Source organism: Cyclobacterium jeungdonense (assembly GCF_010994275.1).
GTDB lineage: Bacteria > Bacteroidota > Bacteroidia > Cytophagales > Cyclobacteriaceae > Cyclobacterium > Cyclobacterium jeungdonense.
In genome coordinates this window covers 119,490-145,670 of sequence record NZ_WMCD01000012.1, presented here as the reverse complement: position 1 = coordinate 145,670, position 26,181 = coordinate 119,490, and the positions used below count along the sequence as shown (strand labels likewise).

Below are 26,181 nucleotides of genomic sequence, written 5' to 3'. Positions count from 1 at the left end.
GTTGGTAAAACCATTCGTTACGAATCCCTGCCTCACCAATCGGGACCATTTAGCTTTGCAATAATGGAATAGTCGCCTATACAATCGCCAGAAAGGATATCCGCTGCTTTGGGATCGTAATAATTACCACCTGTTACGAGCTTATAAAAAGAGCCGGTTTCCAGCAATTTGGTTAATTCACAGAAATTTGCCAAAAAATCATTGTTTTGGATGACCAAAGGGTACTGGAGAGCGTTTTCAGAACCGTCTCCGACACCAACAGATACGAGGTTTTCCAGGCCCGATAAGGTCTTAAGCTTGTAATTGCCTTCGATGGTAAATCTACGATCAACATGCGTGAGTGCCGCTAATTCATCCAGGTTCTCCAGGGAATAATTGTCCCGAATTTGAATGTCAAACCTGACTTTTGGGGCAATTCCCAATCCCTTAAGCGTCTGAAGTGAAGTGCTTTGTAAATTCAATCGGCTATCCACTTTTCCGGAAGGTGAAAATAGTCCCTCCAGGGTTTTTATTCCGCTCATTGTTGAAAGGGAAAGGCTATTTAGCGTTTCTATTCCATTTTGGAACGCTTCAAAAGAACTAATTCTAGATTGATTACTTATTTCGAGAAGCCCTATCTCTCGCAGCCCGGACAAGCCTTCAAAGGATTCCAGATTTTCGTTATCTGATAGAATTAGTTTGTCAACTCGGGATAATTGTTCCAGACCGCGGAAGTTTTTTATTTGATTGTTTGAAGTGATCTCGATCCAATTACCTACGACCATTTGGTTAAGGCCCTCCAAATTTATTAGGGAGTGGTTTTCCTTTATGAAAATGATCGGAGGTGGGGTGGTCAGATCCGGCAAGCCGTTTAATGTTTCCAGCCTGGGGTTATTGGAAATGTCCAGCAAGCTCGGGATATTTTTAATATTTCCTAAACCTTCCAGGGATACTAACTTTGGATTATTTCGTATGGTCAGGGCTCCATCCAAGGATTGCAAAACTTCCAGGGGGCTGAGGTCTATTATGGCATCATTGCCAACGGTACTTTCAATAATCAGGTCGCCTTTGATTCCATCGTAGCAGCTTACCGGCCATTCGTTTACCTGGGTCTGACTTTGGAGAATTATATTCCCTGAGACGCTGCCTCCCGGGCACTCCCTTTCCGTGCCTTCCATTTTGATAATTAAAGGGTTTGAACTGTAAAGCAGCAATTCTTCCAGTGAAAACGTTTTCGAGTAGTCCTTCCAGTCCGTGCTGCTTACCGTGAGGGTATATTTATCCGCAAGGGGTAATGGGATGCTTGGATTAATTCCCGGTGATAGTTCCCACTTGAGGGTATCTTCCAATACGCTGACTTCCACTGTACCGGGCAGGAAGTCCATCAGTCTAAGATCCGACACCAACGCCACATAAAAAGAAATGGGACCTACTACTTCCAAGGAAAAGGACTGCAGGCCAAAATCTGCCGGGCTTTTACCCTGGGTAGAAATTACCTCCAGGGAAAGCTGGGTTACTGGTTCTTCTTCAGATTCGACCGATACGATGTCAAATGCGAGTGGCAGCGCCAGATTCGATTCCTTACCAAGGGGAGAAGTCTTTTGTGGAGCGGCCTCTGCCACTGAATTACCTTCACCCATAACGTAAAAGGAGATCACCTCATAGGCTCCTTCCGGGAGAAATATTTTCTCTGTCAGGTAGTGACCTTCTTTTTCCTCTACCTGGATTACCGTTGATTTGTAGGCGGTTTCAGATCCGTCCGTACCGCGAATGGTGATGGTTGCTTGCTTTAGCTGCTGTGCGCTGAGCCGGGCATGTGGCGAGGTACCTACGTTCCGATAGAGTCGCAAAACGATGGATGATATCTTTAGTTCACCTTGCGGGGTCTCCGGATGGGGTTTTTGGCCCGCCCCCGGAGATGGTTGGGCAATGGGATCCGGCGTTTCCAGGCCTTCACAGCTCCACCATGCCCCCGCCAGACCTATCCAAAGAAGCCATATGATTGCGTTCCTGTTTTTCATAGCTCTTCTTCGTTACAGTCCCCATTGATAAAATCCTCCAACGATGGGTTGTACCCATTGTTTTCTATTACGGAAAAACCGGCCCCAAATTCAATTATCTGATCTGCAAAGCCGCAAAAATCCGTCAGAGAGGCATTGTCGGTGAAGGTAAATAACTCGGGATTTATGGGGTAGGGCATGGCATCGGGTTCTATAGTCGGGTAGTAAACAACCTGATTGATGTTATGCAAGCCATCCAGGCTTTGAATTTTTGGATTATTTACCAGCGTTATGCTGGAAAAAAGTACGGTTAGTGGAGAAAAAGGTAAGAGATCCTGTAGGGATTCGTTGTTTTGAATGGTGATTTTAGAAAAGTATTCATAAAATGCCAGGTCATGCAGCGTCTCGATTTTTGGATGGTTACTAAACTCAAAGTGCTTCATAACCATTCCCTCAGGTGCCAGTAGTCCTTTCAGATTCTCCAGGTTTTTATTGTTTTGAAGCATTAACCGGTTAATCTGCGTGAAGCCAGCAGATGAGGGGCCGCCAAAGTTCAACAAACCGGGATTATCTGAAATTTGGATGATCCCTATCTTTTCTTGAAGGAAATTGAAACTTAATTGCGTCAGATTTGGATTGGCTGTAATGGTGATCTCCCCCATCTGCCGGAAACGGCCCAATTGATCCAGGGAGGTAAAGTGTTCCATAGCTTCGATATGCAGTTTTGCGATGGATGGTGTGGAAGCTTGCAGGCCCTCAAAGTTGCGTAGGTTGGGATTTTGAATCAGTCTTAATTCCCTTAGGTAGCTCAATCTGAATAAATCCGCTAATGACTCCAGGAATTCGTTACCCTGGATGGTAAGGGTGCCGGAAATAACCTGCAACTGATGCAGGCCCATAACCGACTTTAAAGATGGGTTTTCTATCAGGCTTAGGTTGCCCTGGATTTCCTGAATGGTGCTCAGCCCCCGGAGATCTGTTACCGGATCCGATTCATTTGGTGCAGATTGACCCAGTATCAGGTCTCCGTGAATGGTATCATAGCCTTTTCGTGAAAAGGAATCCACCTGTGCCTGCGTAGCTAAAGCGATTGATCCTTCGAATACCCCGCCAATAAATTCAGCATCGCTACGTTCTTTCTTCATTTCTAAAATAAGGGGACGCTCAGCAAATTGAAGCAGGGTATCGTACGAAAGGGTTTGTTTTAGGGATTGGTAGGTTTCACTTTCAACGAGCAATACATAAGCTTCCGCGCCCTTCGGAAGGACAATTCGGTTGAAGCTTCTTCCAAGCGGCTGAGTTCGGGAATTATCGTCAATGCTTACGGTGAGTTTACCAGGTAAATAGTCCAGGTAGTCGTCCGTTCCTTCTTCGCTCAGTGTTAAGAAGAAGAAAAACGTCTCCTTAAATCCTTCCAGATCGGAAGGAAAACCGAAGTTTTCAGGAGAGGTATTGGCGGTGGAAATGACTTCCATTTGTATTTCAGCAGACCCTGTAGCACGCATTTGAAAGTCCAGCGGAAGGGGCTGGTTTAAAGATGCTGCAAAAGGCGATCCTTCCATGGGACTGGCATAGAGGATGGTTTCAAGGCTATCCGTGAGGTAAAAATCCGTAATTTGATAGCTTCCCGGAGGTAGACTTATCTCCTCAATTAAAATTTCGTCTTGAAACTTCATCAGGGGAATGCGTTTAGAGGAGTAGGCTGTTTCTGCACCATTTTCCTGGAGGATGGTAATTACCAAATGGCTGACTCCTTGTATGGGAACCTGTTGAAGGCGACTGCCTTCATTGCCTGCAAGGCCTTGTTTCAATTGGATTGAAAGCTTGCCTTCTGCTGCGCGTGGTTTCTCCTCTACTGTTTCACAAGCCCCAAAAATCAGCCCACAAAAAAGCAGGAGATACGGGCCAAAAATCCGTACTGTCATAGCAATAAATTAAAAATCTTATTACAAAATTAGTATTTATTTTAAATACATCAAAATGCAATTTAAATAAATAAATATGCTGTTTAGTTATTATTCAATTGTTTTACAATACCAGGGCAAAGGGATAGGAGTTATTTTGTTTGCTAGGCCAGGCCGTTGTTTTCCGGAATTGATTCATTTCTAACGGAGGTGTTTCTTTTTTCTAATTCCTTCTTCATGAGTAACATTGCGATAGTGCAAGATCAAGAAAAATAGGCTGAATGGGCAATTACAAATACCGATTACAGCCAACAAGTAATGGCTTACTTTTAATTCGGTGGTACCCCAAAATTCCAAGCATCATTTTAGCTAGTTATTGATTTTTTCAAACAAATATTGATAAAATCAATGAAAAAAATTAAATGATAGATATTATATTTGATTCCCAAGTAAGAATAAAAACCAGTCAAAACGTATGAAAAACTCAATTGTATTTAGTTGGCTTCTGATAATAGGCGCACTTTTTTCAGGATGTCAAAACAACAAAAGTCAGGAAGCTGAGGCAGATGGGTACACCGGCGCTACCCAAAAAAGCAATTCCAATCGAATAGCCACCAGTAATAGTGATTGGTGGCCCAATCAGTTGAATTTAAGTATTCTTCGCCACAATTCTTCTCTCTCTAATCCAATGGGTGAAGACTTTAATTATGTAGAAGAATTTAACAGCTTGGATTACGAAGCTTTGAAAAAAGACATTGAGGCGGTGATGACTGAATCTCAGGACTGGTGGCCTGCAGATTATGGGCACTACGGTGGTTTGTTTATTCGAATGGCCTGGCATAGTGCCGGTACTTACCGGACCGGTGATGGTCGAGGTGGCTCCCGTTCCGGACAACAGCGGTTTGCGCCACTCAATAGCTGGCCCGATAATGCCAACCTGGACAAAGCCAGGCGTTTGCTTTGGCCGGTAAAACAAAAATATGGAGATAAAATCTCCTGGGCAGATTTAATGGTGCTTACAGGAAATGTAGCCCTGGAATCCATGGGATTTAAAACCTTCGGCTTTGCCGGGGGCAGGGAAGATGTGTACGAACCAGAATTGGATGTTTACTGGGGAGCCGAAAACAAATGGTTAGGTGATGAGAAACGCTATTCAGGAGAACGAGAATTGGAAAATCCACTCGCTGCGGTACAAATGGGATTGATCTATGTAAATCCAGAAGGTCCCAATGGTAATCCTGACCCAGTACTTGCCGCTCATGACATTCGTGAAACTTTTGGAAGAATGGGAATGAATGATGAGGAAACCGTCGCCTTGATTGCCGGCGGCCACACATTGGGAAAAACTCACGGTGCAGGTGATGCCTCGAATGTAGGACCTGAGCCAGAAGCGGAGAGCATAGAAGCGCAAGGTCTGGGATGGAAAAGTTCCTATAAATCAGGTAAAGGCGCCGATGCCATTACTTCCGGATTGGAGGTAATCTGGACATCCACTCCTGCAAAATGGAGTCATTTATTCTTTTTCAATTTGTTTGAAAACGAATGGGAACTGACCAAAAGCCCCGCAGGAGCTCATCAGTGGGTAGCGGTAGACCCAAAAATGATGGTTCCGGATGCCTTTGATCCGGAAAAAGAGCACAAACCTACCATGCTGACCACCGATTTATCCTTGCGATTTGACCCGGTGTATGAAAAGATCTCCAGAGACTTTTATGAGAATCCGGAAAAATTTAACGATGCCTTCGCCAGGGCCTGGTTTAAACTTACCCATAGAGATATGGGGCCTAAGACCACCTATTTGGGCCCGGAAGCCCCTACAGAAGATTTGATCTGGCAGGACCCCATTCCGGAAGTAAATCATACGCTGGTCAATGATCAGGATATCGACGCTTTGAAATCTAGCCTTCTGAATTCCGGTTTGTCGATCAGCGAGATGGTGGGAACTGCCTGGGCATCCGCTTCGACCTACCGTGGTTCGGACAGAAGGGGAGGAGCCAATGGTGCTCGAATCCGTTTGGCCCCACAAAAAGACTGGGAGGTAAACAATCCGGAACAATTGGAGAAGGTTTTGGGTGTATTGGAAGCCATCCAGGCCGAATTCAACGAGAAATCCGGTGCCAAAAAAGTATCCATGGCAGACCTAATTGTTCTGGCGGGCAATGCTGGAATAGAAAAAGCGGCTGCTAATGCAGGATTTCCCGTAAAGGTGCCATTTATACCTGGCCGTATGGATGCCACGCAGGAACAAACGGATGTGGAATCCTTTGCTTTACTTGAGCCCATGGCAGATGGTTTTCGCAATTACTTGAAAACCCAATACACGATTTCTACGGAAGAGTTGCTGTTGGACAAAGCGCAATTACTTACCCTTACCGCCCCCGAAATGACGGTGTTGGTAGGAGGCATGCGTGCACTCAATGCCAATTACGACGGATCCGAACATGGTATCTTTTCAAGCAAAAAGGATGCACTTACCAATGATTTCTTTGTGCATCTGTTGGATATGAGTACCGAATGGAAAGCTAGTTCGGATACCAAAGAAACGTTTGAGGGCAGGGATAGAAAGACAGGTGATTTGAAGTGGACAGCTACCCGTGCGGACCTGATTTTTGGATCAAATTCCGAATTGAGGGCTTTGGCAGAAGTATATGCAAGCGAAACGTCCAAAGAAAAATTTGTTACCGACTTCGTTGCGGCCTGGGATAAGGTAATGAAATTGGATCGATTTGACCTGATTTACCAATAAAACCGAGGAAATTTTCTAATAAAGAAAAGGGTTGAAACAACCCGATAGAAAGCCAGGTCCATGGACCTGGCTTTTTGTGTGCAGCTAGTCTACTTCTGTGGGAGGTCTGCCTTAGTTTTTTGAGATCTGTGTTTTTCACATTCAAACAGGATAGGCTTTGTCCCTCAGTGGGTTGTAGCTGCTTTAAACGGAGCATTCACTGGCTTGTAAAATACAGAGACTTCTTTTTTCTGATTTTTATTTAGAATTAGTTTAAATAAACGAAAATTTCCTATATTTGTCATCGGAAAACGCAGGAAAGCGTTTCCGAAATCGGAAATGATCGTAGTAAACTATTAAATTAATCGCTTAATGAAACGTTTGTTTGATAACCGGTACCTTACTCTTATTGCCCTTTTTGTACTGGGGCTTGCTTTTTTTTCTTGCGACAACGAGGAAGATCCCACGCCTCCGGAATTGCAGATACCTACAGCTTATGATGGTACGGACTTCTCCTCTGCCACCGCCACAGAGGCAGCAGTTTTAACCCAGCTTTCGGCATTGGCGGCCGAGGCGCAACGAGGGCGTCAAGGCCAAACGGTTTCCCTTGAGACATTGGAAAGTCTGTATGCGGCTGGAAATCCAAGTGTAGAAGACATATCGACCACCTATTACGCGCAGCGACTAACTGGAACAGGTGGATGGTTGGATGAATTAGCCAAGGCTAGTGGAGGCAGCGTTTATACGCCCGGGGAACCCCAGGGACAAGGAGGAACATTAGGAGGCTATCTTTTTGATGAGAATGGTCTTGAGATGGAACAAATTGCCGAGAAGGGCTTGTTCGGTGCCGCTCTATACAATCATGCCACAACACTGCTTTCCGGCCAAATGACCTCTGAGAATGTAGATCAGGTACTGGCTGTTTTTGGTGCAACCCCCGCCTTTTCCAACTCGGGATCTTCCAATGTGGCATCGGGCGAACGCGATCGTTTTATGGCCAATTATGCTGCCCGTCGCGACAAAAATGACGGCAATGGACTGTATTCCCAAATGAAAGCTGCTTTTCTAAAACTGCAAGCGGCTACCAAAGCGGGACAGGAGTATCAGGAGGGAAAAGAGGAGGCTATTTCTGAAGTGAAGTTGCTTTGGGAAAAAGCCAATGCCGCCACGATCATTAACTACTGCCATGCTACCATTAGCAGATTGAGTGCTACCAATCCTTCGTCGGAGGACATGGGAGCAGCCCTTCATGCCTACAGCGAAGCGGTGGGTTTTTTGCACGGCTGGCGCACCATCTCTGAGGTAGATAAACGCATCAGCGATGCTCAAATTGACCAATTATTGGTTTTATTCAACGCCCCTCAGGACGGAGTGCCCACTTCTTACAAATTTGCGACTGACCCTGTAAATGAATTACCAAAACTTACCCTGGTAATCGAGCAGTTAAAGTCATTGTATGAATTTAGTACCCAGGATATAGAGGATTTCAAGAAAAATTGGGTTAGCGAGCAGGGCCGATAGGTTTCCCTGCAGCACGACTCACCAACAAAAATGGTTGGCGGGTTGTTTTTGAGTTCTTATGTAGACAAAATCAAAAAATCTATGAACCGACGTTTATACCCAACTGCAGTCATATTAGCTATATTGGTTGGTGTCATTTCTTGCGAAGAAAGTGATGCTCCAATACAAGACAGCTTCGACAGGAGCGAGATGTTGGAAAATATGGCTCAAAACCTAATCATCCCTGCTTATACCGAGTTGCAGACCGCTGTCAATGCACTGGAGAGCAGGGCAGAAGAATTCACCCAAAACCCCGATTTGAACTCGTTAGACGCCCTACATGAAGCATGGGGGGCAGCCTATTCCTCCTGGCAATATGCCAATGCCTACAATTTTGGTCCGGCAGGGGAGGACGGTATCCGCAGGTCCTTGCTAGAGGAGGTGGGTACGTTTCCTGTTTCCGTGGAGAAAATCGAAACCGCCATCATCGGCTCTCCGAATTTTAACGATTTTAACCGCGATGCACGGGGCTTTCTGGCTGTAGAATACCTGATTTTTGGCACTGAAAACACAGATGAAGCAGTGGTTGAGACCTTTTCTTCCCAAAACAGAAAGGATTATCTGTTGGGAGCCGTATCCGACATTAACCGAAGAATAGGTGAGGTGCTTTCGGCTTGGAACGGAGGCTACACCTCCGAATTTATTCAAAATGACGGAACGGATGTGGGCAGTAGTACCTCCATGCTGTACAATGAATTTGTAAAAAGTTTTGAAAGCGCAAAAAATTTCAAACTGGGTTTGCCATTGGGCAGACGGCCGGGACAAACCCAAGCGGAACCCCAGTTGGTAGAGGCCTATTATTCTGGTAAATCGACAGAAATGTTGGGTCTGCACTTGACCGCTATTGAAAATAGTTGGCATGGGCGCAGCCGGCAAGGGCAGAATGGCCTCGGCTTTCGGGAATACCTGGAATCGGTAGAAGGGGGGCAGGCACTTATTGAAGCTACGGAAGCGCAGATGGCCGAGGTGAAAGCAGCATTGGAAGACCTGCCGGAGACTCCACCCCTTGCCGAGCTAATTCAAATTTCTCCGGCACCCGCCGATAGGCTTCACACCGAACTCCAGAAACAAACCCGGTTTTTCAAAAGTGATATGTCCTCCCTGCTAGGGATTTCCATTACGTTTAGTAGTGGAGACGGAGATTAAAAATCCATCTAGAGCTGTTAATTGATTGCGCCTTGTGCTGAAAAGTACTTTTCTTTCTAACTTACTGGCTTCTATACGTATTGAAGCCCTCTCGACTACACTGAGGGAGCGCGTCCGGGCGACTCCCTTTTCTGTGTTTCGGGGAGTTTTTGGCTTGCTTATGGCTGTTGGTACGGCGCGTTTTATGTGGCTCGGCTGGATAGAAGACCACTATACCACACCGATCGTTCATTTTCACTATTGGGGGTTTGAGTGGATCGAACCTTTTTCAACGGGCACTCTGTACGTCCTTCACTGGCTGATGTTGCTGGCAGCCTTCGGCGTAATGCTTGGTACAAGGTGGTTGTATCGCCTTTCGGCGGTGACTTTATTCCTGACCTTTACATACACAGAACTTATTGACCTTACCTATTACCTAAATCATTACTATTATGTAAGTATCGTTTGTGCCTTCCTTTGCATCGTTCCCTCACCTCCTCCGATATGGGATACCGAAGCACGGGTTCCTCGGTGGGTATTGGTCATCTTCAAACTCCAGATTGCCATCGTGTACATCTACGCAGGACTAGCCAAAATCAATTACGACTGGCTGATACTTGCTTTGCCGCTCAAAATATGGCTTCCTGCCCATGACAACATTCCAATCCTTGGCCCCCTTTTCACCTGGTCCGTAACCCCCTATATTTTTTCCTGGTTTGGCATGTTGTACGATTGCCTCATCGTTTTCTTTCTGCTTTACAGGCGCACAAGGGTCTGGGCCTATGTCACCGTCATTATCTTTCATTCACTTACTGGTCTTCTTTTTCAGATTGGTATTTTCCCACTCGTCATGATGGGAGGCACCCTTATTTTCTTTGATTTTGGTACGAGGAAAAGTCCTGCCACTTTGCCCAAAGGTCCGCCTAAGACCAAAGAACGGATCCTGGCAGCGGTGCTGCTTATTCATTTTACGTTTCAATTGCTTTTTCCATGGAGGTATTTGCTATACGAGGGCAATGTATCCTGGACCGAACAAGGGTACCGGTTTGGCTGGCGGGTCATGCTTATGGAAAAAGCCGGCACCGCCACCTTTTATGTAAAAGATAGCCAAACTGGTCGCGAAGGGGTGGTCGATAACCGGGAGTTTTTGAACCCGCATCAGGAAAAACAAATGGCCATGCAACCCGACATGATTCTTCAGTTTGCCCATTTTCTCGGAGCGTACTATGCTGAAAAAGGGGTGCACTCCCCGCAAGTACGCGCCGAAGTATATGTTACGCTCAATGGACGTCCCAGTCAGTTACTAATTGATCCGACTGTTAACCTTATGAAGGAAACCGACTCCTTCGGGCCGAAAAAATGGATCGTGCCTTACGAAAAAGACGCAAAAAATGCCTTATAACAGTAACGAAAACGAAACAACAAGGAAATGGAATGGAGTGGCTACGGCGCTGCTTCTAGGGCTGATGTTGTTGGCCTGGGTTGGCGTTTCTTTTCAGGCCCAGGCACAGTCCTTTGCTGTCTCCGGAACGGTCCTCATAAAAGGAGAACCGTGCATGGGAACTCCCAAAATTGTGTTGCGTGGCAGCAGTCTGGTGGCAGAGGTAAACTCAGACGGGAACTTTACTCTTTTGGGCATTCCAGCCGGTGAACAGACCTTGGTGGCATTCTGCTTGGGCAAAAAGATGGTAGCAAAGGTTCTTGAGATCAATCAGGATATTGACAGACTGGAATTTGTGTTGGCTGACATCGAAAATGAATTGGAAGACGTTCAGGTTGACGGCAGAAAGGTTGAGGATTTTGCCGCTACCCGCTTGCAGTCCGTAGAGAATTTTGGCGTCTATGATGGGCGAAAAAGTGAGGTAATCGTACTCAAAGAAATGGTAGCCAATACTGCCACCAACAATGCAAGGCAGGTATATTCGCGGATTACCGGGTTAAACATCTGGGAAAGCGACCAAACCGGGCTCCAACTGGGAATCGGCGGCAGGGGACTTAGCCCCAATCGAACTTCCAATTTCAACGTACGCCAAAATGGTTATGACATTTCCGCAGATGCGCTGGGTTATCCAGAGTCTTATTATACGCCTCCTGTAGAGGCGTTGGAGCGAATAGAGGTTGTGCGGGGCGCGGCCTCTTTGCAATACGGCACCCAGTTTGGCGGCATGCTTAATTTTCGTTTCCGGAGAGGAACCGAAGATGCCAAAATTCGCCTGACCAGCCGACAGTCTGGCGGGTCCTGGGGCTTTTTTGGCTCTTTTAACAGCCTGGAAGGTAAGGTTGGAAACCTTCGCTATTATACCTATTATCAACACAAAAGCGGCAACGGCTACCGCCCCAATTCGGGTTTTAAGGCACATAACTTTTACACGTCCCTTGACTATACGTTCAGCGAAAAATTTTCGGGTAGCCTGGAATTAACCAAAATGAATTACCTGACGCAACAAGCAGGAGGCTTGACCGACCGCCAATTTCAGGAAAATCCGCGCCGGTCCTTTCGCGACCGTAATTGGTTTAACGTGGATTGGAACCTCGGTGCTCTGACATTTACCTATAATTTTTCGGATCAAACAAAGCTCAACACGCGTAATTTCGCTTTACTGGCGTCACGGCAATCCATAGGCAATCTTGAGCGCATTAATGTCGCCGACTTTGGAGAGGAACGCACCCTTATTTCAGGTGATTTTCGCAATTTTGGCAATGAAACCCGGCTGTTGCATTGGTACCGGCTTGGAAAGGAAACCCAGACCTTCCTGGTCGGTACACGGGCCTATCACGGCACAACCACCGCAAAACAGGGCTGGGGAAGCCGGGGGAGCGATGCCGATTTTCGGTACCTTAACCCCGATGATTTGGAAGACTCGGATTACGCTTTTCCGAACCGGAATTATGCTGTTTTTGCCGAGAACATTATCAACCTCAGCCCTAAACTCAGCCTCACCCCGGGAGTACGTCTGGAAAATATCCAAACCTTTGCGGATGGTTATTACAAACAATATGTGTATGATGGTGCCGGCAATGTCCTGGTCGAAAATCGCTTCGATGAGGAACTCGAGCGTCGCCGTAGCTTCCTGCTTTTTGGCCTGGGTTCGAGTTACCGGAAAAACGAAGCGGTGGAGTTTTATGCGAACGTGTCACAGAATTACCGCGCCATCAATTTCACCGATTTGCGGATAAACAACCCGAATCTACGTGTAGACCCCAATATTACCGATGAGCGTGGATATACAGCGGATTTGGGTATAAAGGGAAGTAAGGAAGAACTATTTACCTATGAAGTCACCTTATTTTACCTTCGGTATTTTGGGAAAATCGGGCAGGTGCTTCGCACCGATTCGGTGCTTTTCAACGATTACCGGTACCGCACCAATATCGCGGATGCCCGTAATCTGGGAGTTGAGGCATTTGGCGAATTCTCCCTGCTCAACCTTCTTCGAAAGGACGAGAATCAGGTTAAATGGACGGTTTTCGGGAATTTTTCCGTAATTGATGCCCGCTACATTCGCACCGAAGACACGGCCATCCGCAACCGGAAAGTAGAGATGGTACCACCGGTAACCCTCAAGCTGGGAAGTACTTTTCGCTACAAAGGCTTTTCTGTATCGGGACAGTATTCCTACGTGGACGCCCATTTTTCAGATGCTTCGAATGCAGTCCGAACGGCGACGGCGGTAGAAGGGCTGATCCCTTCTTATTCCGTAGCGGATATTTCCGCCATCTACCGTTGGAAATCGTTTGCCCTGGAAATGAGCATCAACAATCTTTTTAACGAGCAGTACTTTACCCGTCGCGCCGATGCTTATCCGGGACCGGGCATCATTCCGGCGGATGGGAGGGGTTTTTATGCCACTTTTGAGATGAAGTTTTAAGTAAATAAAGCATAGGTGAAGGGCCAGGACAAGGACTAGTATTGCAGCAGGTAAGCTGGACCGGGGGAAAAATGAGTACGGCATGAACTGAATCGAATCCGGCTTATCCAAAGCCAAATACTCGATGTATTGGCTATCTTCTTAGCGAACAGGCATCGAAGTGGTGTCCGGATAGGCCGAAAAAAATTCGGTAAAGATTCCTTTTCTAACAAGAATTTCCTGATTCGCTTTAATTGTTTTTGTTGTGGTTTTCATAAAAATTTACCTTTGGTAAATTATTCCCGCTAATTTATGTAATAGTGATTTTTTAGGGTATAAAACATAGCAATGCATCGAACAAACCTAACGAATACAGGGGGAATGGATTAGGTCAAATTTTCTAAAAACTACTGCAGATGTTCCATAGGTAAAGAAAACGTTCTACCTCTCGCCCAATCAAGGTGATATAGGAGAGATCTTTGTGCCGATAGTTTTAGGGTAAGATTTTCTGACTTTATTAGTTTAAGTCAGGAAATAGGGCGCTAGCTGGCCAGTCTTCGCTTCGCCTGGCCAAAATGAAACTGCCGTTTTACAAAGGACGCTCGGTTCAGATGGTTGACAGGAACTTTAGAAGTTGGGGGGCAGTAAAAATCGATAAATGTAAACCACTAAAACGCTTGTATTACGGGATTTATGTTGATATTATTGTTTTAAAGTCCCGAGCGTTTCCTACAATGAACCCAAAAATCAGCTGGTACATATTGGCATTGGTATTCCTCGCCACAGGTTTGAATTTTCTGGACCGGCAGGTATTGTCCATGACGATAATAAAAATTCAGGAGGAGCTGTCCATTTCGGATGTGGAGTATGGCTGGGTTAATACCGGATTTTTGATCAGTTATGCCTTAATGTTTACGGTTGGTGGGCGCTTGATTGACAAGGTAGGCGGAAAACTAGGGTTGGGCTTGTCTGTAGGCGTTTGGTCAGTTGCCAGTGCGCTTCATGGTGTAATGAGTAATTTCTACCATTTGTTGGGGTTTCGGTTTCTATTGGGCATGGGAGAGGGAGGCTGGTTTCCCTGCGCTGCGAAAACCGTTTACGAAAGGTGGGATATAAAGGAAAGGGCCTTGGCCAATGGCCTTTTTGGCTACCTCCCCAATCCAGAACAATACAAACCGGGGGCTACGAAATCTGATTGTCCACCAATAGGATGGAAGAAGCAGTCTCCGACAAAATCGTCGCTCATTTATTGGAATTATTTGGTGGTTTGAAATAGAAAAACACAAAATTTTCTTTGTTAAATAACAGCCAGACTTATTTTAATTGCAATCATTGGATTTGGTTCGCCCGGTTTTGGCTGGAAACATAGGCGATGAATACCTGTTGTCTAATTAAATTTTGATAAATGCCTGCACGCAATAACAGCGGTCTCATGTTGCAGGAATAGGAGGTGGAAATTGTATGCTGAACGCTAAGGTCCGATACAGATCTTCGGCCCATTTTTTACAAGAACGATAATTCAAAAACGCTTTACCTCCGACTTCGTAAACTGGCTTACAGAAAGGTACTTACAGTAAGACACTACCTGAAGTAAAATGGCAAAAAAAGTTGATGGGGTAATAGAAAAGCGCAGAATACCCAAAAATAGATCGCCACACCAGGTACCGAGGCCTGAGGCAGAGCGCTTTCCCTGTCCGACAATTCCTATTGATCAACTACAATTTAAGGAAGGTTTTTAACATCCTTCAGACCAGCCCCTGGCCTTTTAACCAATGAAAAATTGCAACTCACCAACTTAAAACAAAAAAAAAGAACGTAAAGATTATCAATTAGGTATAAGCAATTAGCTGCAATTTGGACTAGTAGGAGGAAGGAATATTCGGTCTGTATTCCAATAAGTTTTTCCATATTTGAATCTTCACCGCCCGTCTTGGAATACCATGGTAGGTCGAAAGAAAAGATTCTTCGTGAATTAATTGTTGAAAGATGGCCCCCCCCTCCATTGAGTCAAAATTCCAGCTTACAAAGATTCCGGTATTTTTTTGTCCGATAAATTTTTCCATTCCATTCCACAGATCAAATTGGTTTTTACGAGACCCCATATTCAGCACATAGGTTTGCGGATGTCCCGAAAGGTAAAACGAGAGCTCTGAAGCTGTATGGTAAGAATCAGAAAAAATAAAGTCTTTTTGAATAGCGAGACTATCTTTTAGGTAATCGATTCTTTCTGCTAAATTTCGATGACCAAGTAATCTAACGATCACCTTTTGTTCCTTTATTCGGAAAAGCTTATTTGACTTTATTTTTGCGAAATCCGGAAGTAAGAAAATAGCAGGTAAACCAATACTAAGGAAGATACCCCATTTGCTGATTACTTTCCAGCTCTTGGTTTGCAGTTCCATCCATTTCCCCAGAGCGATTGCAAATCCACAATAGGCAAATGCTGGCCAGTTAATATTTACCTCGTCAATTAAGCTCAGGCATGCAAACAACCAAAATGCTGATATACCAGGTGTAACGAGAAACGCCATAACAGCATTCTTTCTTTTTAAAATAAAATATATCATTCCCAGCCAGGACGGTAGTAATAGTAAAGATATAATAGCCAATTGCTCGTTCGAATAGATGATAAATCGATTTACGGCGTCAGTTATTTTAAACTGTTTTAGGTCGATACCATCAGCCCCGGCTAATGCTGCTAAATGTTTGAAAGTATCGAAATGGTTTTGCCAGTTCCAGATTACTAAAGGGACCAAGCCCAAACTGCTTATCGCAAAAAAAATAAGAAAATTTATTTTTTGAGAATTCCATTTTTTATTGTAAAATAAAAACAACAAAAGCGATGGGTATATCAGTGCCATCACCAATTTTGCCATTAACCCCACAGCAGTAGCAATACCAGCAGCAACCCACCATCCCTTTTTTTCTTCCTTAATTCCTCTATAAGAAAAATAGATAGTCAAAATCCAAAAAAAGGTAAGGGATGAATCCGTCACATGAAATGTGGAGGCCAGCCACCAGAATGGCATGCCTTGAATGACTGCTGCAGACCAGAAGCCAACTTTCTTTGAATAAAGGTAAGATCCAAAAAGAAACGTAATCCATGCGACTCCTATACCACTTAGAATAGCATTGATACGAACAGCAATCTCCGTATGACCCATAAGAGAGGTACTAAGTAAATTTAGAAGCGCTACTAAAGGGGGTTTCGAATAATAATGCCATGCCATATTACGCGACCATAACCAATAGTGCGCTTCTTCGGTAAATAAGTTTATTTCCGGTCGAAGCGTAAACAGGATTTTGGTTACAGCCAGACCTAAAGTCAATAGCCAAAAGTGCAAGGAATATTTTGCTTGGTCTGTAGCCATTGAAAATTGACTCAATAATGGAGGCTAAACTAATCTTGGATTATAAAGGTGAACTACATAATCTTTAAGATTAAGGTAGCTCAATAATGTGACTTTTCAAATGTTTTCAATTCAGGGTTTAATCTTTTGTTTTTTTTATTTGTTATTCTGGTGTCATATGAATTATTAATTAGAATTAAAGGGATGGTTTACCGATATTGGCAACTTTTATTGCTGATCTAAAAGTAATATTACCCGGGCCCGACCCAATAAACAGCGGGTGGAGGTAGACTTTCAGGGTCAGTCCATGATTCAGGCCTTTGATGGAGAAGATGCCTGGTGGTTGTTTCCTATGCATACCGGCCCCGATCCACAGTCCATGCCAACCGAAATGGCGGAAAGTATGGTAAAAAGCAATATTGAAGGCGATTTCATCGACTATGCAAAAAATGGGCATACCCTTGAATTGTTAGGTAGCAGTGAAGTAGAGGGTACACCCACCTATGAGATCAGGCTGACAAAAGAAAATGGGGAAGTAGTCTATTACTACTTTGACAAAAAATATTTCGTGCCTGTCATGCAGAAGTCAGAAGTTGAGACGGGCCCGATGAAGGGACAATTTTTCGAAACTTATCTGAGTGATTATCAGGAAGTGGATGGCATCATGATTCCTTATTTTACAGTAGTGAAAGTAAATGGTCAAACTGTCCAAAGCATCACTTTCCAAGAGGTGGAATTGAACCCGGAAGTGGACGAACTGATTTTCTCCCGTCCAAAATAAGAGTAAATCATTTAGCGACGTATCTTTCCTGATTCAGACATATTTCGAAATTAACCTGACTGGGAATAGATAAGTCCTGATTTAGGAAAATTTGGTGAATTTGTTTTAATTCGATATTGCATTGGCCAATCCAGTTGAAGTATCTATGTGTTTAATCAGGCAGGTATTCCCATGAGACCAGTAATCGCTTTTCATTTATTGATCGCTATTTTCTTTTCGTATGCCATCCATTGTGCGGGCCAAAACGTCATGGAAAGAGATTCGAAACAGGCACTTCAATATGGTGTGTACGAATTGAGTTTCCACACTTCCGAAAAGGGGAAAGATCCCTTCTATGAATTGGACCTGAAACTTGTTTTTACCTTACCGGGAGGTAGTAGCGTTACGGTAGACGGGTTTAATGATGGCGGATCATTGTTTAAGGCAAGAGCCTATTGCAAGGAAACAGGAATCTGGACCTGGGAATCCGAGTCCAATGACCCTGCCATGGACGGCTTGTCCGGATCATTTGAAGTACTGCCCTCTAAGCTGAAAGGGAAGCTGACTGTTCATCCCAGGGATCCGTATCAATTCGCATATCATAACGGAGATTGGTTTCTGCATATCGGTGATACCGGCTACAGATTTGTCGTAGCTTCAGAACCGTTTTGGAAGGAATACATCGACCAGGCAAGTGAAATGGGCGCAACGAAAATCCGAACCTGGTTTGCTATGGAACGGTCTGCAGTAAGTGATCTTTTTGAGGGAGATGGCAAAACCATCGCCCTCAATTATTGGCGGGAAATAGAACGCCGGATCATATACACCCTGGAAAATCACCCCCATATCGTATTGCAATTGATTCCCTATGCGGAGGATGCCGATCTTATCAACAGCTATGCATCGGGAAATCCAGCCGCCCTCAAAGTCGCCCAGTATGCCCAGGCCCGCTGGTCTTCCTTTCCCAACATCCAATGGACCATGTCAAACGACATGGTCATCGTAACTAAGGATAGTTTATCCGGAAGAGAGGTTCATTTTGAAACCATTAATTTAATGGGCAGAGACATGGCTGCCAGAGAACCCTGGGGAACCTTGCTTACCAATCACCAGTCACGGTTTAAAGGCTATGATTTTGCACAGGAGCCCTGGTCTGATTTTGTAACGCTGGAGGATCTGGATCAGGTAGCTGGATTAAAAATTCTGGAGTACCGCGAAAAAATCAGGCAACCCATTGTTAATGATGAGGACCGGTACGAACTGTATCGCCCTGCTGCTCACAGACGTTATTTTTTCAGAAGGCTGATGTGGGCTTCCCTTCTTTCAGGAGGGCATGCCACCTATGGGGGGTTGAGGACCTATGAGGCGTATGGTGGACACAATATTGGGCCCCGTGGCCAGATGAGTAACGATTACATTTCATTTGAAGGGATGGAAAAGGGCGTTTCCGGATATTTTGACGCCAATAAAAGGGGGATTCTTTCTCAGGGCGCGCATGATTTCCGGCATATCCATCAATTCTTTTCTACAGCAGGGATTGATCTGGCAGGGATGCAGCCTGATGATGCCCTTGTGGGCAATGAGCCTTTTAAATACAAAGTTATTCGGGACAGGGAGAATATGATTATTTATCTGGCAAATCCATCGGGAGAAAACCCGGGGACGGATTTCCCCGCTGGAAAGGTTCCTGAGGTTGAATTTTTACTGGAGAATGGTACTTTTCAAATACTTTGGTTTGATCCGGATACTGGTACCTGGGTTAGAACTGGTGGGATAACCGGGGGGCAACAAAAATTTGTAGCTCCTTCTATTGAAGACTGGGTCCTTCTGATAAGGAAAGTGGACTAGCATTTTAATAAATTGGTCATTTTAGTGCGTTTTAGAATGTCTTTTTCTGGTTCTATTTTAAATTCGGAATGGCAGACCAAAGAAACACCACCTTATTGGTGGGTAAAAAACAAACCAATGCGAGGGAAAACGCCTCTTTATGATACACTCCAAGATTCATTTTTCGGAATGTTTACAGGGAAGATGGTTACACAGATCAGTTTACTTTTTTCAATGTCATTGAATTTCTGGCTTTGATTTGGGCCATTTCAGAATCATGCCGGTGTTGGTCGTAGGTTTTCAGGTTAAATTCTTTCAGGATATCGGCAATTAAAATTTCCGGGGATAAACTTTCAATTACCGACCACTCTTCTTCGTGAAAGTTAGTAATGCGAATTTTCCGCCCATATTTTTCCTTGATTTCATTAAAATGCTGGACAAAAGGCCAGGTATGTAAAAATGCTTTTTCCAGGTTTACCGGGGCACAATACCAATTTTTTTCCCAGAACCCGGTTTGCGCCAATTCGCTACCTTCAATATCCCAGAGTTTGGAACTGCCCTTTCGGGTGCTGGTGGCGAGTACATAACGATGTTGCAAGGCTTTCGCCTTCAGACTCTGTCCACCCCCATAGGCAGAAGGCCAAAATACGATTTCAGCACCCTTATCCTTCAGCTTTTTCCATCCATCATCCCACATCACATCAAAGCAGATTTGTATGCCGACTTTACCGAAATCAGTCTGGAAAACCGGCGGATCTAGGGGGCCGGGTGTAAGTCCGTTGTTTATTTCATTTTCGGTCAGGTGGATCTTACGGTATTCACCAACCCGAAACCCATTTCTATCTAATAGAACGGCCGAATTAAATATGTTGCCGTTTTCCTCTGTATTTACAGCAACCACCAGGTAACAACGGTTAGCTTTAGCAAAAGCCGCCATGCGGGGCATGACTTTTTTGGAAAGAGCCAATTTCTCTGAAAGGGTGTATTTTTTTGCTACGTTTGAGGTATGAAATACCTCGGGTAAGCAGATGATGTCGGGTTGGTTTACCAATGCCCTATCCATCAGGTCAAAAATCCGGTCAAACATCTCTTCTGCGGTATTCTCCCTAATATCGGTTTGAGAAATACCGGCGACCCATACTTCCCGGGGCAATTTCTCAGAAGCTTCTGATCCCTGGAAAGGTTGGCTTCGGGCAGGCAAGATACCCACCGATGATACACCGGCAGTTAAGGCTGCTGTCTTCAAAAATTTTCTTCGGGGATTGGGTTTCTTATCCATGGTGTGTCGATTTAATTTTGTCTTATGTATATCATGTAAACGAAATGGTTGCAGAATTGGTAATTTACCGAACCTTTTCCATTGGTTACAGAAAATATTTAAGTTTTTGGCGGGTGCAGGTAAGATTTTAGTATAATCCTTAAGTTTGAAATATTGTATGTTTAGAACTGCATTTACCAGTTGGTTTCAAAAACAATAAGCCTACCGCTCCCGGGATGTTTTTTTGGTTCAGAATAGGGTTTATATCAATTTGATTTAATTTTGGGACTTTAATGGGTAAAAAGCTATTGGTGAGCCTGGAATAATCATACGCACTCGGCGGCTAAGGAAATCCCGCTATAAAATGGAAAAAATCTGAAATAAATGAAGCCAAAATTCGTCAAGATTAGCGATTGGATAATTGAAAAGATTCGGTCCGGGGAATGGTTGCCCGGAGATAAGGTTCCATCAGAAAACGAATTGATCCATACTTTTGGTGTCAGCAATACCACTGCCCGGAAAAGCCTTCAACTTATCGAGACAAAAGGCTATGCACAACGCATAAAGGGGAAGGGGACTTTTGTGTTAAACAAGACGGAAGACCATCATTTGCTGCGGGTTTTAGGTTCCATTGATGCCACAAGGCGAGGGTTTGATGAAGGACTGAAGGTGGAAGGTTTCCAACCAAAGACTGTTGTGTTAGAGAAGACCATACTGGATCATGGTATTTCGACGGAGATAAGTGGAAAACACTACATTATGGAAGGACCGGTATTGAAAGTACATCAATTAAGGTACGCCGATGATTTATTGCTGAAAGATGAAACCAAGTATATATCCATTAAGCTATGCCCCCGGATCAACATGCTTTCAACGGATCTTTCTTATTTTAAGGTGTATGAAGACAAGTACAATCATAAAATTTCAGATATCAAGCAAAACCTGAGTACCATTATCCTTCCCCCGGATGATCAGGCCAACAATTTTGAAGTCAGGGAAGCTTTGCCGGTTTTCGTCTTGGATAGTGTGGTTTTGTGCCAACCAGGGACTGTCCTTGAATTGGAAAAATCAATGTACCGGGGCGATAAATATAAATTTGCCATTATTGCCCATCCTGAATACAATGAGATCGTTAATTCTGGCACAAAAAAGGTTTGATCCACCTATTAAGCCATTTTTATTTCCACCAATTTTTTTCTCTGGCTTGTTGCATGATCTTTTTTTGATTTTCTAGCTGCTAAACCTGATCCTGAGGTAATTATTTTCCTGTTTAACAAAAACCTATTTTATTTTTGATTCCTTTTTTTGACATAGTGCGTTAGGAGGTGTTTTGATATGATGCTAATCAAAGACTAATATTAGGTTGAATACGCAATTTTCACAATAAAATTGTTAAAATGCCATTTCCTCTTGTTTTTTTAAGTCAAAGGATATATAATTGTTTTTATAACTTAGAGCGTTAAGTAAATGAACCCAAAAATCCGCTGGTACATATTGATTCTGGTGTTTATAGCCACGGGTCTGAATTTTCTGGACCGGCAGGTATTGTCCATGACCATTATAAAAATTCAGGAGGAGCTGTCCATTTCGGATGTGGAGTATGGCTGGGTTAATACCGGATTTTTGATCAGTTATGCCTTAATGTTTACGGTTGGTGGGCGCTTGATTGATAAGGTTGGCGGCAAGTTAGGGTTGGGTTTGTCTGTGGGACTATGGTCTGTTGCCAGTGCACTTCACGGTATCATGAGTAATTTTTACCATTTGCTTGGATTTCGGTTTTTACTGGGTATGGGAGAGGGGGGCTGTTTTCCCGGAGCAGCCAAAACCGTCTACGAATGGTTTGATAAAAAAGAAAGGGCCCTGGCCAATGGAGTTGCCATTGGCGGAGCGGCTATAGGTGCTGTCGTAGCTCCTCCGCTGACCATAGTGATATCCGGACAATATGGATGGCGTTGGGCTTTTATCATTCCGGGAATCATTGGGGTGGTTTGGGTAATTGCCTGGTTTATTCCCTCCTGGAAAAAAAGCCTGCACGCAGTTTCACAAAGGGCAAAAAAGAAAGATGCAAGCCCACTTCAGGTTCCCTTGCTCCAATTGCTAAAAAACCGAACCGTACAAGCCTTCATACTTATCCGGTTTTTATTGGACCCGGTATTTTATTTTTTGATGTTTTGGGTACCCAAATACCTCAATCAGGAACGGAACCTTTCCTTTGAGAGGATTGGAGAACTGTTTTGGATTCCTTTTCTGGCCCTCGGACTGTCCAACATCCTGGGCGGCTGGTGTTCGGATAAATTAATCGCCAGAAACCTTAGTATCAATGCCGCTAGAAAATGGGTCATGGGCTTTGCTGCTGCGCTCACGCTGGTGGCACCTTTTATTTCCACCGTTTCATCCGTCGAGGTGGCCATATTGCTTATGTCATTAATGATGCTGGCCCATGGCTTTTGGATCACCAATTACATCACGGCAATTGGAGATGTATTCGGGAATTATGCCACTTCCACGGTGGTGGGGCTTTCAGGAACGGCAGGAGCAGTATCCGGGATGATCATCAATCCTGTGATTGGATGGGTGGCCCAAAACCATTCCTATGGTCCCTTGTGGTTGGTATCCGGGATGATGTACCCGTTGGCATTTATAATTCTACTGGTATTTATTCCGAAGATTAGGTTATTCGAATTTAAAAATGGGGGAATTTCTAAAGAGTTAAACGGATAAACGAGGTTTATCGTTCGGGACAAAAGCATTTTAAAAAATAAATAACATGAAGACACCCAAAAAGAGAAACACCCAGAATGGGGGGAAACAACAAATTGTAAGAAGGGAGGAAACCTTGCCAAGAATAGGTGTGTTTGGCGTCGGGTATTTTAAATACTGGTCACAGTTCGATGGTTTATTGGAAGCTCTTCTTGAAAAGCAACAGGTGCTGATTGAAAAGATCAATACAAATCAAGTGGAAGTGGTAGATTTTGGCCTGGTGGACGACGCCCAAACTGCTTATGATTTGGTGCCTCGGCTTAAGGCTGCCAATCTGGATTTGATTTTTTGTGATATGCTTACGTATGCTACCTCCAGCACCTTTGGAGTAATCATCAAAAACTGTGAAACCCCCATTGTATTGGTCGCTTTGCAGCCGGATAAAGCGATGGATTATTCCCGGGCATCGACCTACATGCAATTGTATAACGATGATATCTGCTCCCTTCCGGAATTTGCCGGGGTGGCGGTAAGATTGGGAAAGGAGGTTCCGGAAGTCATTATCGGAACCCTTTACGATGATCCGGAGGCAGAAGCGTTGATTGGAGAATATTGCCGGATTGCAAAGGTTTTGCATGGGCTAAAAACAGCAAGAATAGGGCATATCGGGCATCCCATAGAAGCCATGCTGGATATGCATACCGATGCGACCATGCTTACGGCTCATTTTGGTGTACATGTGGTACAGTGTGAGGCCAATCAAATTGTTAACCAGTACGTCAATCAGGTGACCGAGGCAGAGGTAGCGCAGGAAGAAAAGCGCATCCTTTCATTTTTTGACACGCCGGACCCGGTTTCCGACCCCATTTCGGAAAAATTAAAGCCTGCCGACTTAAGCGTGGCCGCAAAGGCCTCCCTGGCCCTGAAGAAATTCGTAACTGCCGAAGATCTGGATGGTTTGGCTTACTATTACAATGGGGAAGCCAATAGCCCTACCGAACTGGTCATGTCCAACCTGATCGTGGGCAATTCCCTGCTAACCAGTTCTGGTTTTCCCATGTGTGGGGAATCTGACCTTAAGACCTGCCTGGCCATGTTTATCATGGACCGCCTGGGGATCGGTGGCAGTTTTGCGGAGTTTCATCCCGTGGATTTTAAGGAAAATTTTGTACTGGTAGGACATGATGGACCACACAATATTTCCATAGCCCAGGGGAAGCCGGTCCTGCGGAGTTTAAAGAAATACCATGGCAAGCCCGGCTTTGGTGCAGGCGTGGAATTCAAGATCAAGGAAGGGCCCATTACCATGTTAAGCATTGGCTCTACCTTCGAAGGAAAATTCAAATTTGTAATTGCCGAGGGGGAATCGGTCGCGGGCCCCATCCCGCCGACGGGCAACACCAACACACGGGGCTTTTTCAAGCCGGATGTACGGACCTTTCTCACGAAATGGATCAAGGAAGGCCCTACCCATCATTTTGCGTTGGGTATTGGGCATCATGCCAGCAGTATTCAAAAAATCAGCAATTACCTAACTATTGAATCGGTAATCGTGTCTTAAACCAGGTAGAATACCAAAACATTATGAAAATGGCTATTAATCTAGGGTTATTGATGATCAAAACAAAATGGAAGCAGGCCTGCAACTATCTGGCAGCACCGTTTGACCACTACTTTTTAAATCTTCTTCCGAAGAAGGCAATTAAGCCAGCCTTTCAGATTTCGATTTTAGCTGCCATGCTGTTTTTTATGGGCTGCTCCCAAAAAGGGGAAGAAAACGCAACCCCAAATATCCTGATCATACTAACCGATCAGCAAACCAATGATGCCATCAGTTATTTGGGAAATCCAAATTTACATACGCCTGCGATGGATCAGCTGGCAGCTGAAGGCACCTATTTTACAGCATCTTACTGTACCAGTCCGGTATGCGGCCCTGCCAGAAGCAGCCTGATTACCGGAAGGATGCCCCATAAGACGGGGGTGGTATGGAATTCCACAAACATCGATCCCTCCGTACCCACGATTGGTCATCTTTTTCAAGATGCAGGATATCAGACAGCCTGGGTAGGTAAATGGCACCTGCCTCAATCCTACCCTGCAAAAGACAAAATGGATTCTGTGTCTGGGTTTAAAGTAATTCCCTTTCAATCCCTGGATGAGGCCTGGGATCTCGGTGAGGACACTGATGGTCCCATTGCAGATGCAGCGGTAAATTATATTCAGGAGTATAACAGTGAAAATCCCTTTCTTCTGGCCGTTTCCCTTCACAATCCACATGACATTTGCCATGTACCGAGAAGGCCTGGAGAATATGCTGGGCCAGATGAGTTGGATACCCTGCCTCCTTTGCCCCCCAATTTTGAAATTGCCGAAGATGAGCCGGAATTCCTTGACGAGAAGCGGTTGATGGACCATTATGGAGATGAATTGCTGTTAACCAAAGACTATACCCCCGAAGACTGGAGGGCCTACCTGTACCATTATTACCTGTTTACGGAGATGGTAGACAAAGAAATAGGAAAAATAATGGACGCACTTAAATCCGCGGGGCTGGATGAAAATACGATTGTGGTCCTGACCAGCGAACATGGGGATGGTGCCGCTGCGCACCGCTGGGCAGCTAAGTTGAGTCTATATGAAGAGGCAACTACGGTTCCCTTTATTATCCGTTGGAAAGGGCATATTCCGTCCGGAAATATTAACCGGGAGCAGTTGGTCTCGGGAGTAGACCTGGCGCCAACTTTATTGGATTATGCCAACGTCGGAGATAATGTTCAATTTACTGGTAAAAGCCTGAAACCGGTGTTGGAAGATCCCCGGAAGAATTTAAGGGACTATTTAGTCGTGCAGTTGGCCGATGATAAACTGGATTCCAGCAGGCATGCAAGAATGATTCGGAACAGGCGCTTTAAATATAACCTGTATAATCAGGGAGAACGAAACGAGCAGTTGTTCGATTTGTGGAAGGATCCGGGCGAAACAACCAATCTGGCCTATGAAGAAAATTACCTGTCTGTCAAAAACACCATGAAGGCAGCATTATCAGCATGGATCAGGGAGAGCGGTGATCCGTTTCTGGAATGGCATCCGCTACCGGAACGCAGCTCGCTTACCCAATAGTAACGAATTTTAAACCCCATAA

The 26,181-nt window shown here is 44.7% G+C and carries 16 protein-coding genes; 12 read left to right on the top strand and 4 right to left on the bottom strand.

The genetic code is table 11. The features are described 5' to 3' along the window. Positions 1–32: 32 nt before the first annotated feature. On the bottom strand, positions 33–2,000 hold the full coding sequence (locus GKS34_RS20280; protein WP_163386811.1) for a hypothetical protein: 1,968 nt from the start codon (positions 1,998–2,000) through the stop codon (positions 33–35). After that, complete coding sequence (locus GKS34_RS20275) at positions 1,997–3,904, bottom strand: receptor L domain-containing protein (protein WP_163386810.1); 1,908 nt, start codon at positions 3,902–3,904, stop codon at positions 1,997–1,999. The genes GKS34_RS20280 and GKS34_RS20275 overlap by 4 nt, the downstream gene beginning before the upstream one ends. Positions 3,905–4,358: 454 nt before the next feature. Between GKS34_RS20275 and katG the strand changes: the two genes are divergently transcribed. The 6 genes from katG to GKS34_RS20245 all read left to right on the top strand — a co-directional run bounded on the left by katG (position 4,359) and on the right by GKS34_RS20245 (position 14,412). After that, positions 4,359–6,629 (top strand): catalase/peroxidase HPI, encoded by a 2,271-nt coding sequence (gene katG / locus GKS34_RS20270; protein WP_163386809.1) that lies wholly within the window; start codon positions 4,359–4,361, stop codon positions 6,627–6,629. A gap of 351 nt (positions 6,630–6,980) precedes the next feature. Then, positions 6,981–8,129, top strand: a complete 1,149-nt coding sequence (locus GKS34_RS20265) for a hypothetical protein (RefSeq protein ID WP_163386808.1) — start codon at positions 6,981–6,983, stop codon at positions 8,127–8,129. An 81-nt stretch (positions 8,130–8,210) separates the two neighbouring features. Then, positions 8,211–9,314, top strand: a complete 1,104-nt coding sequence (locus tag GKS34_RS20260; protein ID WP_163386807.1) for an imelysin family protein — start codon at positions 8,211–8,213, stop codon at positions 9,312–9,314. 34 nt (positions 9,315–9,348) lie between these two features. Next, complete coding sequence (locus tag GKS34_RS20255) at positions 9,349–10,695, top strand: HTTM domain-containing protein (RefSeq protein ID WP_240459386.1); 1,347 nt, start codon at positions 9,349–9,351, stop codon at positions 10,693–10,695. Then, on the top strand, positions 10,685–13,162 hold the full coding sequence (locus tag GKS34_RS20250) for a TonB-dependent receptor domain-containing protein (RefSeq protein WP_240459385.1): 2,478 nt from the start codon (positions 10,685–10,687) through the stop codon (positions 13,160–13,162). Before GKS34_RS20255 ends, GKS34_RS20250 begins: the two co-directional genes overlap by 11 nt. Positions 13,163–13,875: 713 nt before the next feature. Then, complete coding sequence (locus GKS34_RS20245; protein WP_240459384.1) at positions 13,876–14,412, top strand: MFS transporter; 537 nt, start codon at positions 13,876–13,878, stop codon at positions 14,410–14,412. A gap of 588 nt (positions 14,413–15,000) precedes the next feature. Here the strand turns inward: GKS34_RS20245 and GKS34_RS20240 are convergent. Beyond that, a complete protein-coding gene (locus GKS34_RS20240) occupies positions 15,001–16,512 on the bottom strand; it encodes an ArnT family glycosyltransferase (RefSeq protein WP_163386806.1) in 1,512 nt (503 codons plus the stop codon). 259 nt (positions 16,513–16,771) lie between these two features. Between GKS34_RS20240 and GKS34_RS20235 the strand changes: the two genes are divergently transcribed. Further along, positions 16,772–17,272, top strand: a complete 501-nt coding sequence (locus GKS34_RS20235; protein ID WP_163386805.1) for a LolA-like protein — start codon at positions 16,772–16,774, stop codon at positions 17,270–17,272. A 171-nt stretch (positions 17,273–17,443) separates the two neighbouring features. Next, on the top strand, positions 17,444–19,099 hold the full coding sequence (locus tag GKS34_RS20230) for a glycoside hydrolase family 140 protein (protein ID WP_163386804.1): 1,656 nt from the start codon (positions 17,444–17,446) through the stop codon (positions 19,097–19,099). 196 nt (positions 19,100–19,295) lie between these two features. Here GKS34_RS20230 and GKS34_RS20225 read toward each other — a convergent pair whose 3' ends face one another. Further along, positions 19,296–20,357 (bottom strand): carbon-nitrogen hydrolase family protein, encoded by a 1,062-nt coding sequence (locus GKS34_RS20225; protein ID WP_163386803.1) that lies wholly within the window; start codon positions 20,355–20,357, stop codon positions 19,296–19,298. 363 nt (positions 20,358–20,720) lie between these two features. On the opposite strand from GKS34_RS20225, the gene GKS34_RS20220 reads away from it, so the two are divergent. From GKS34_RS20220 to GKS34_RS20205, 4 genes are all read left to right on the top strand, one after another. Beyond that, positions 20,721–21,494 (top strand): GntR family transcriptional regulator, encoded by a 774-nt coding sequence (locus tag GKS34_RS20220; RefSeq protein ID WP_163386802.1) that lies wholly within the window; start codon positions 20,721–20,723, stop codon positions 21,492–21,494. A gap of 309 nt (positions 21,495–21,803) precedes the next feature. Next, positions 21,804–23,057 (top strand): MFS transporter, encoded by a 1,254-nt coding sequence (locus GKS34_RS20215; RefSeq protein ID WP_163386801.1) that lies wholly within the window; start codon positions 21,804–21,806, stop codon positions 23,055–23,057. A 46-nt stretch (positions 23,058–23,103) separates the two neighbouring features. After that, on the top strand, positions 23,104–24,597 hold the full coding sequence (locus GKS34_RS20210; protein WP_163386800.1) for an L-fucose/L-arabinose isomerase family protein: 1,494 nt from the start codon (positions 23,104–23,106) through the stop codon (positions 24,595–24,597). Between the two features lie 29 nt (positions 24,598–24,626). Further along, positions 24,627–26,159 carry a sulfatase family protein gene (locus tag GKS34_RS20205; RefSeq protein ID WP_163386799.1) on the top strand — a complete coding sequence of 511 codons (1,533 nt, stop codon included), beginning with the start codon at positions 24,627–24,629 and terminating at the stop codon, positions 26,157–26,159. Positions 26,160–26,181 lie beyond the last annotated feature (22 nt).

Coding starts and splice junctions, on each gene's coding strand:
- GKS34_RS20280 (WP_163386811.1), bottom strand. CDS start 2,000: ATGAAAAACAGGAACGCAATCATATGGCTTCTTTGGATAGGTCTGGCG.
- GKS34_RS20275 (WP_163386810.1), bottom strand. CDS start 3,904: ATGACAGTACGGATTTTTGGCCCGTATCTCCTGCTTTTTTGTGGGCTG.
- katG (WP_163386809.1), top strand. CDS start 4,359: ATGAAAAACTCAATTGTATTTAGTTGGCTTCTGATAATAGGCGCACTT.
- GKS34_RS20265 (WP_163386808.1), top strand. CDS start 6,981: ATGAAACGTTTGTTTGATAACCGGTACCTTACTCTTATTGCCCTTTTT.
- GKS34_RS20260 (WP_163386807.1), top strand. CDS start 8,211: ATGAACCGACGTTTATACCCAACTGCAGTCATATTAGCTATATTGGTT.
- GKS34_RS20250 (WP_240459385.1), top strand. CDS start 10,685: ATGCCTTATAACAGTAACGAAAACGAAACAACAAGGAAATGGAATGGA.
- GKS34_RS20245 (WP_240459384.1), top strand. CDS start 13,876: ATGAACCCAAAAATCAGCTGGTACATATTGGCATTGGTATTCCTCGCC.
- GKS34_RS20240 (WP_163386806.1), bottom strand. CDS start 16,512: ATGGCTACAGACCAAGCAAAATATTCCTTGCACTTTTGGCTATTGACT.
- GKS34_RS20230 (WP_163386804.1), top strand. CDS start 17,444: ATGAGACCAGTAATCGCTTTTCATTTATTGATCGCTATTTTCTTTTCG.
- GKS34_RS20225 (WP_163386803.1), bottom strand. CDS start 20,357: ATGGATAAGAAACCCAATCCCCGAAGAAAATTTTTGAAGACAGCAGCC.
- GKS34_RS20220 (WP_163386802.1), top strand. CDS start 20,721: ATGAAGCCAAAATTCGTCAAGATTAGCGATTGGATAATTGAAAAGATT.
- GKS34_RS20215 (WP_163386801.1), top strand. CDS start 21,804: ATGAACCCAAAAATCCGCTGGTACATATTGATTCTGGTGTTTATAGCC.
- GKS34_RS20210 (WP_163386800.1), top strand. CDS start 23,104: ATGAAGACACCCAAAAAGAGAAACACCCAGAATGGGGGGAAACAACAA.
- GKS34_RS20205 (WP_163386799.1), top strand. CDS start 24,627: ATGGCTATTAATCTAGGGTTATTGATGATCAAAACAAAATGGAAGCAG.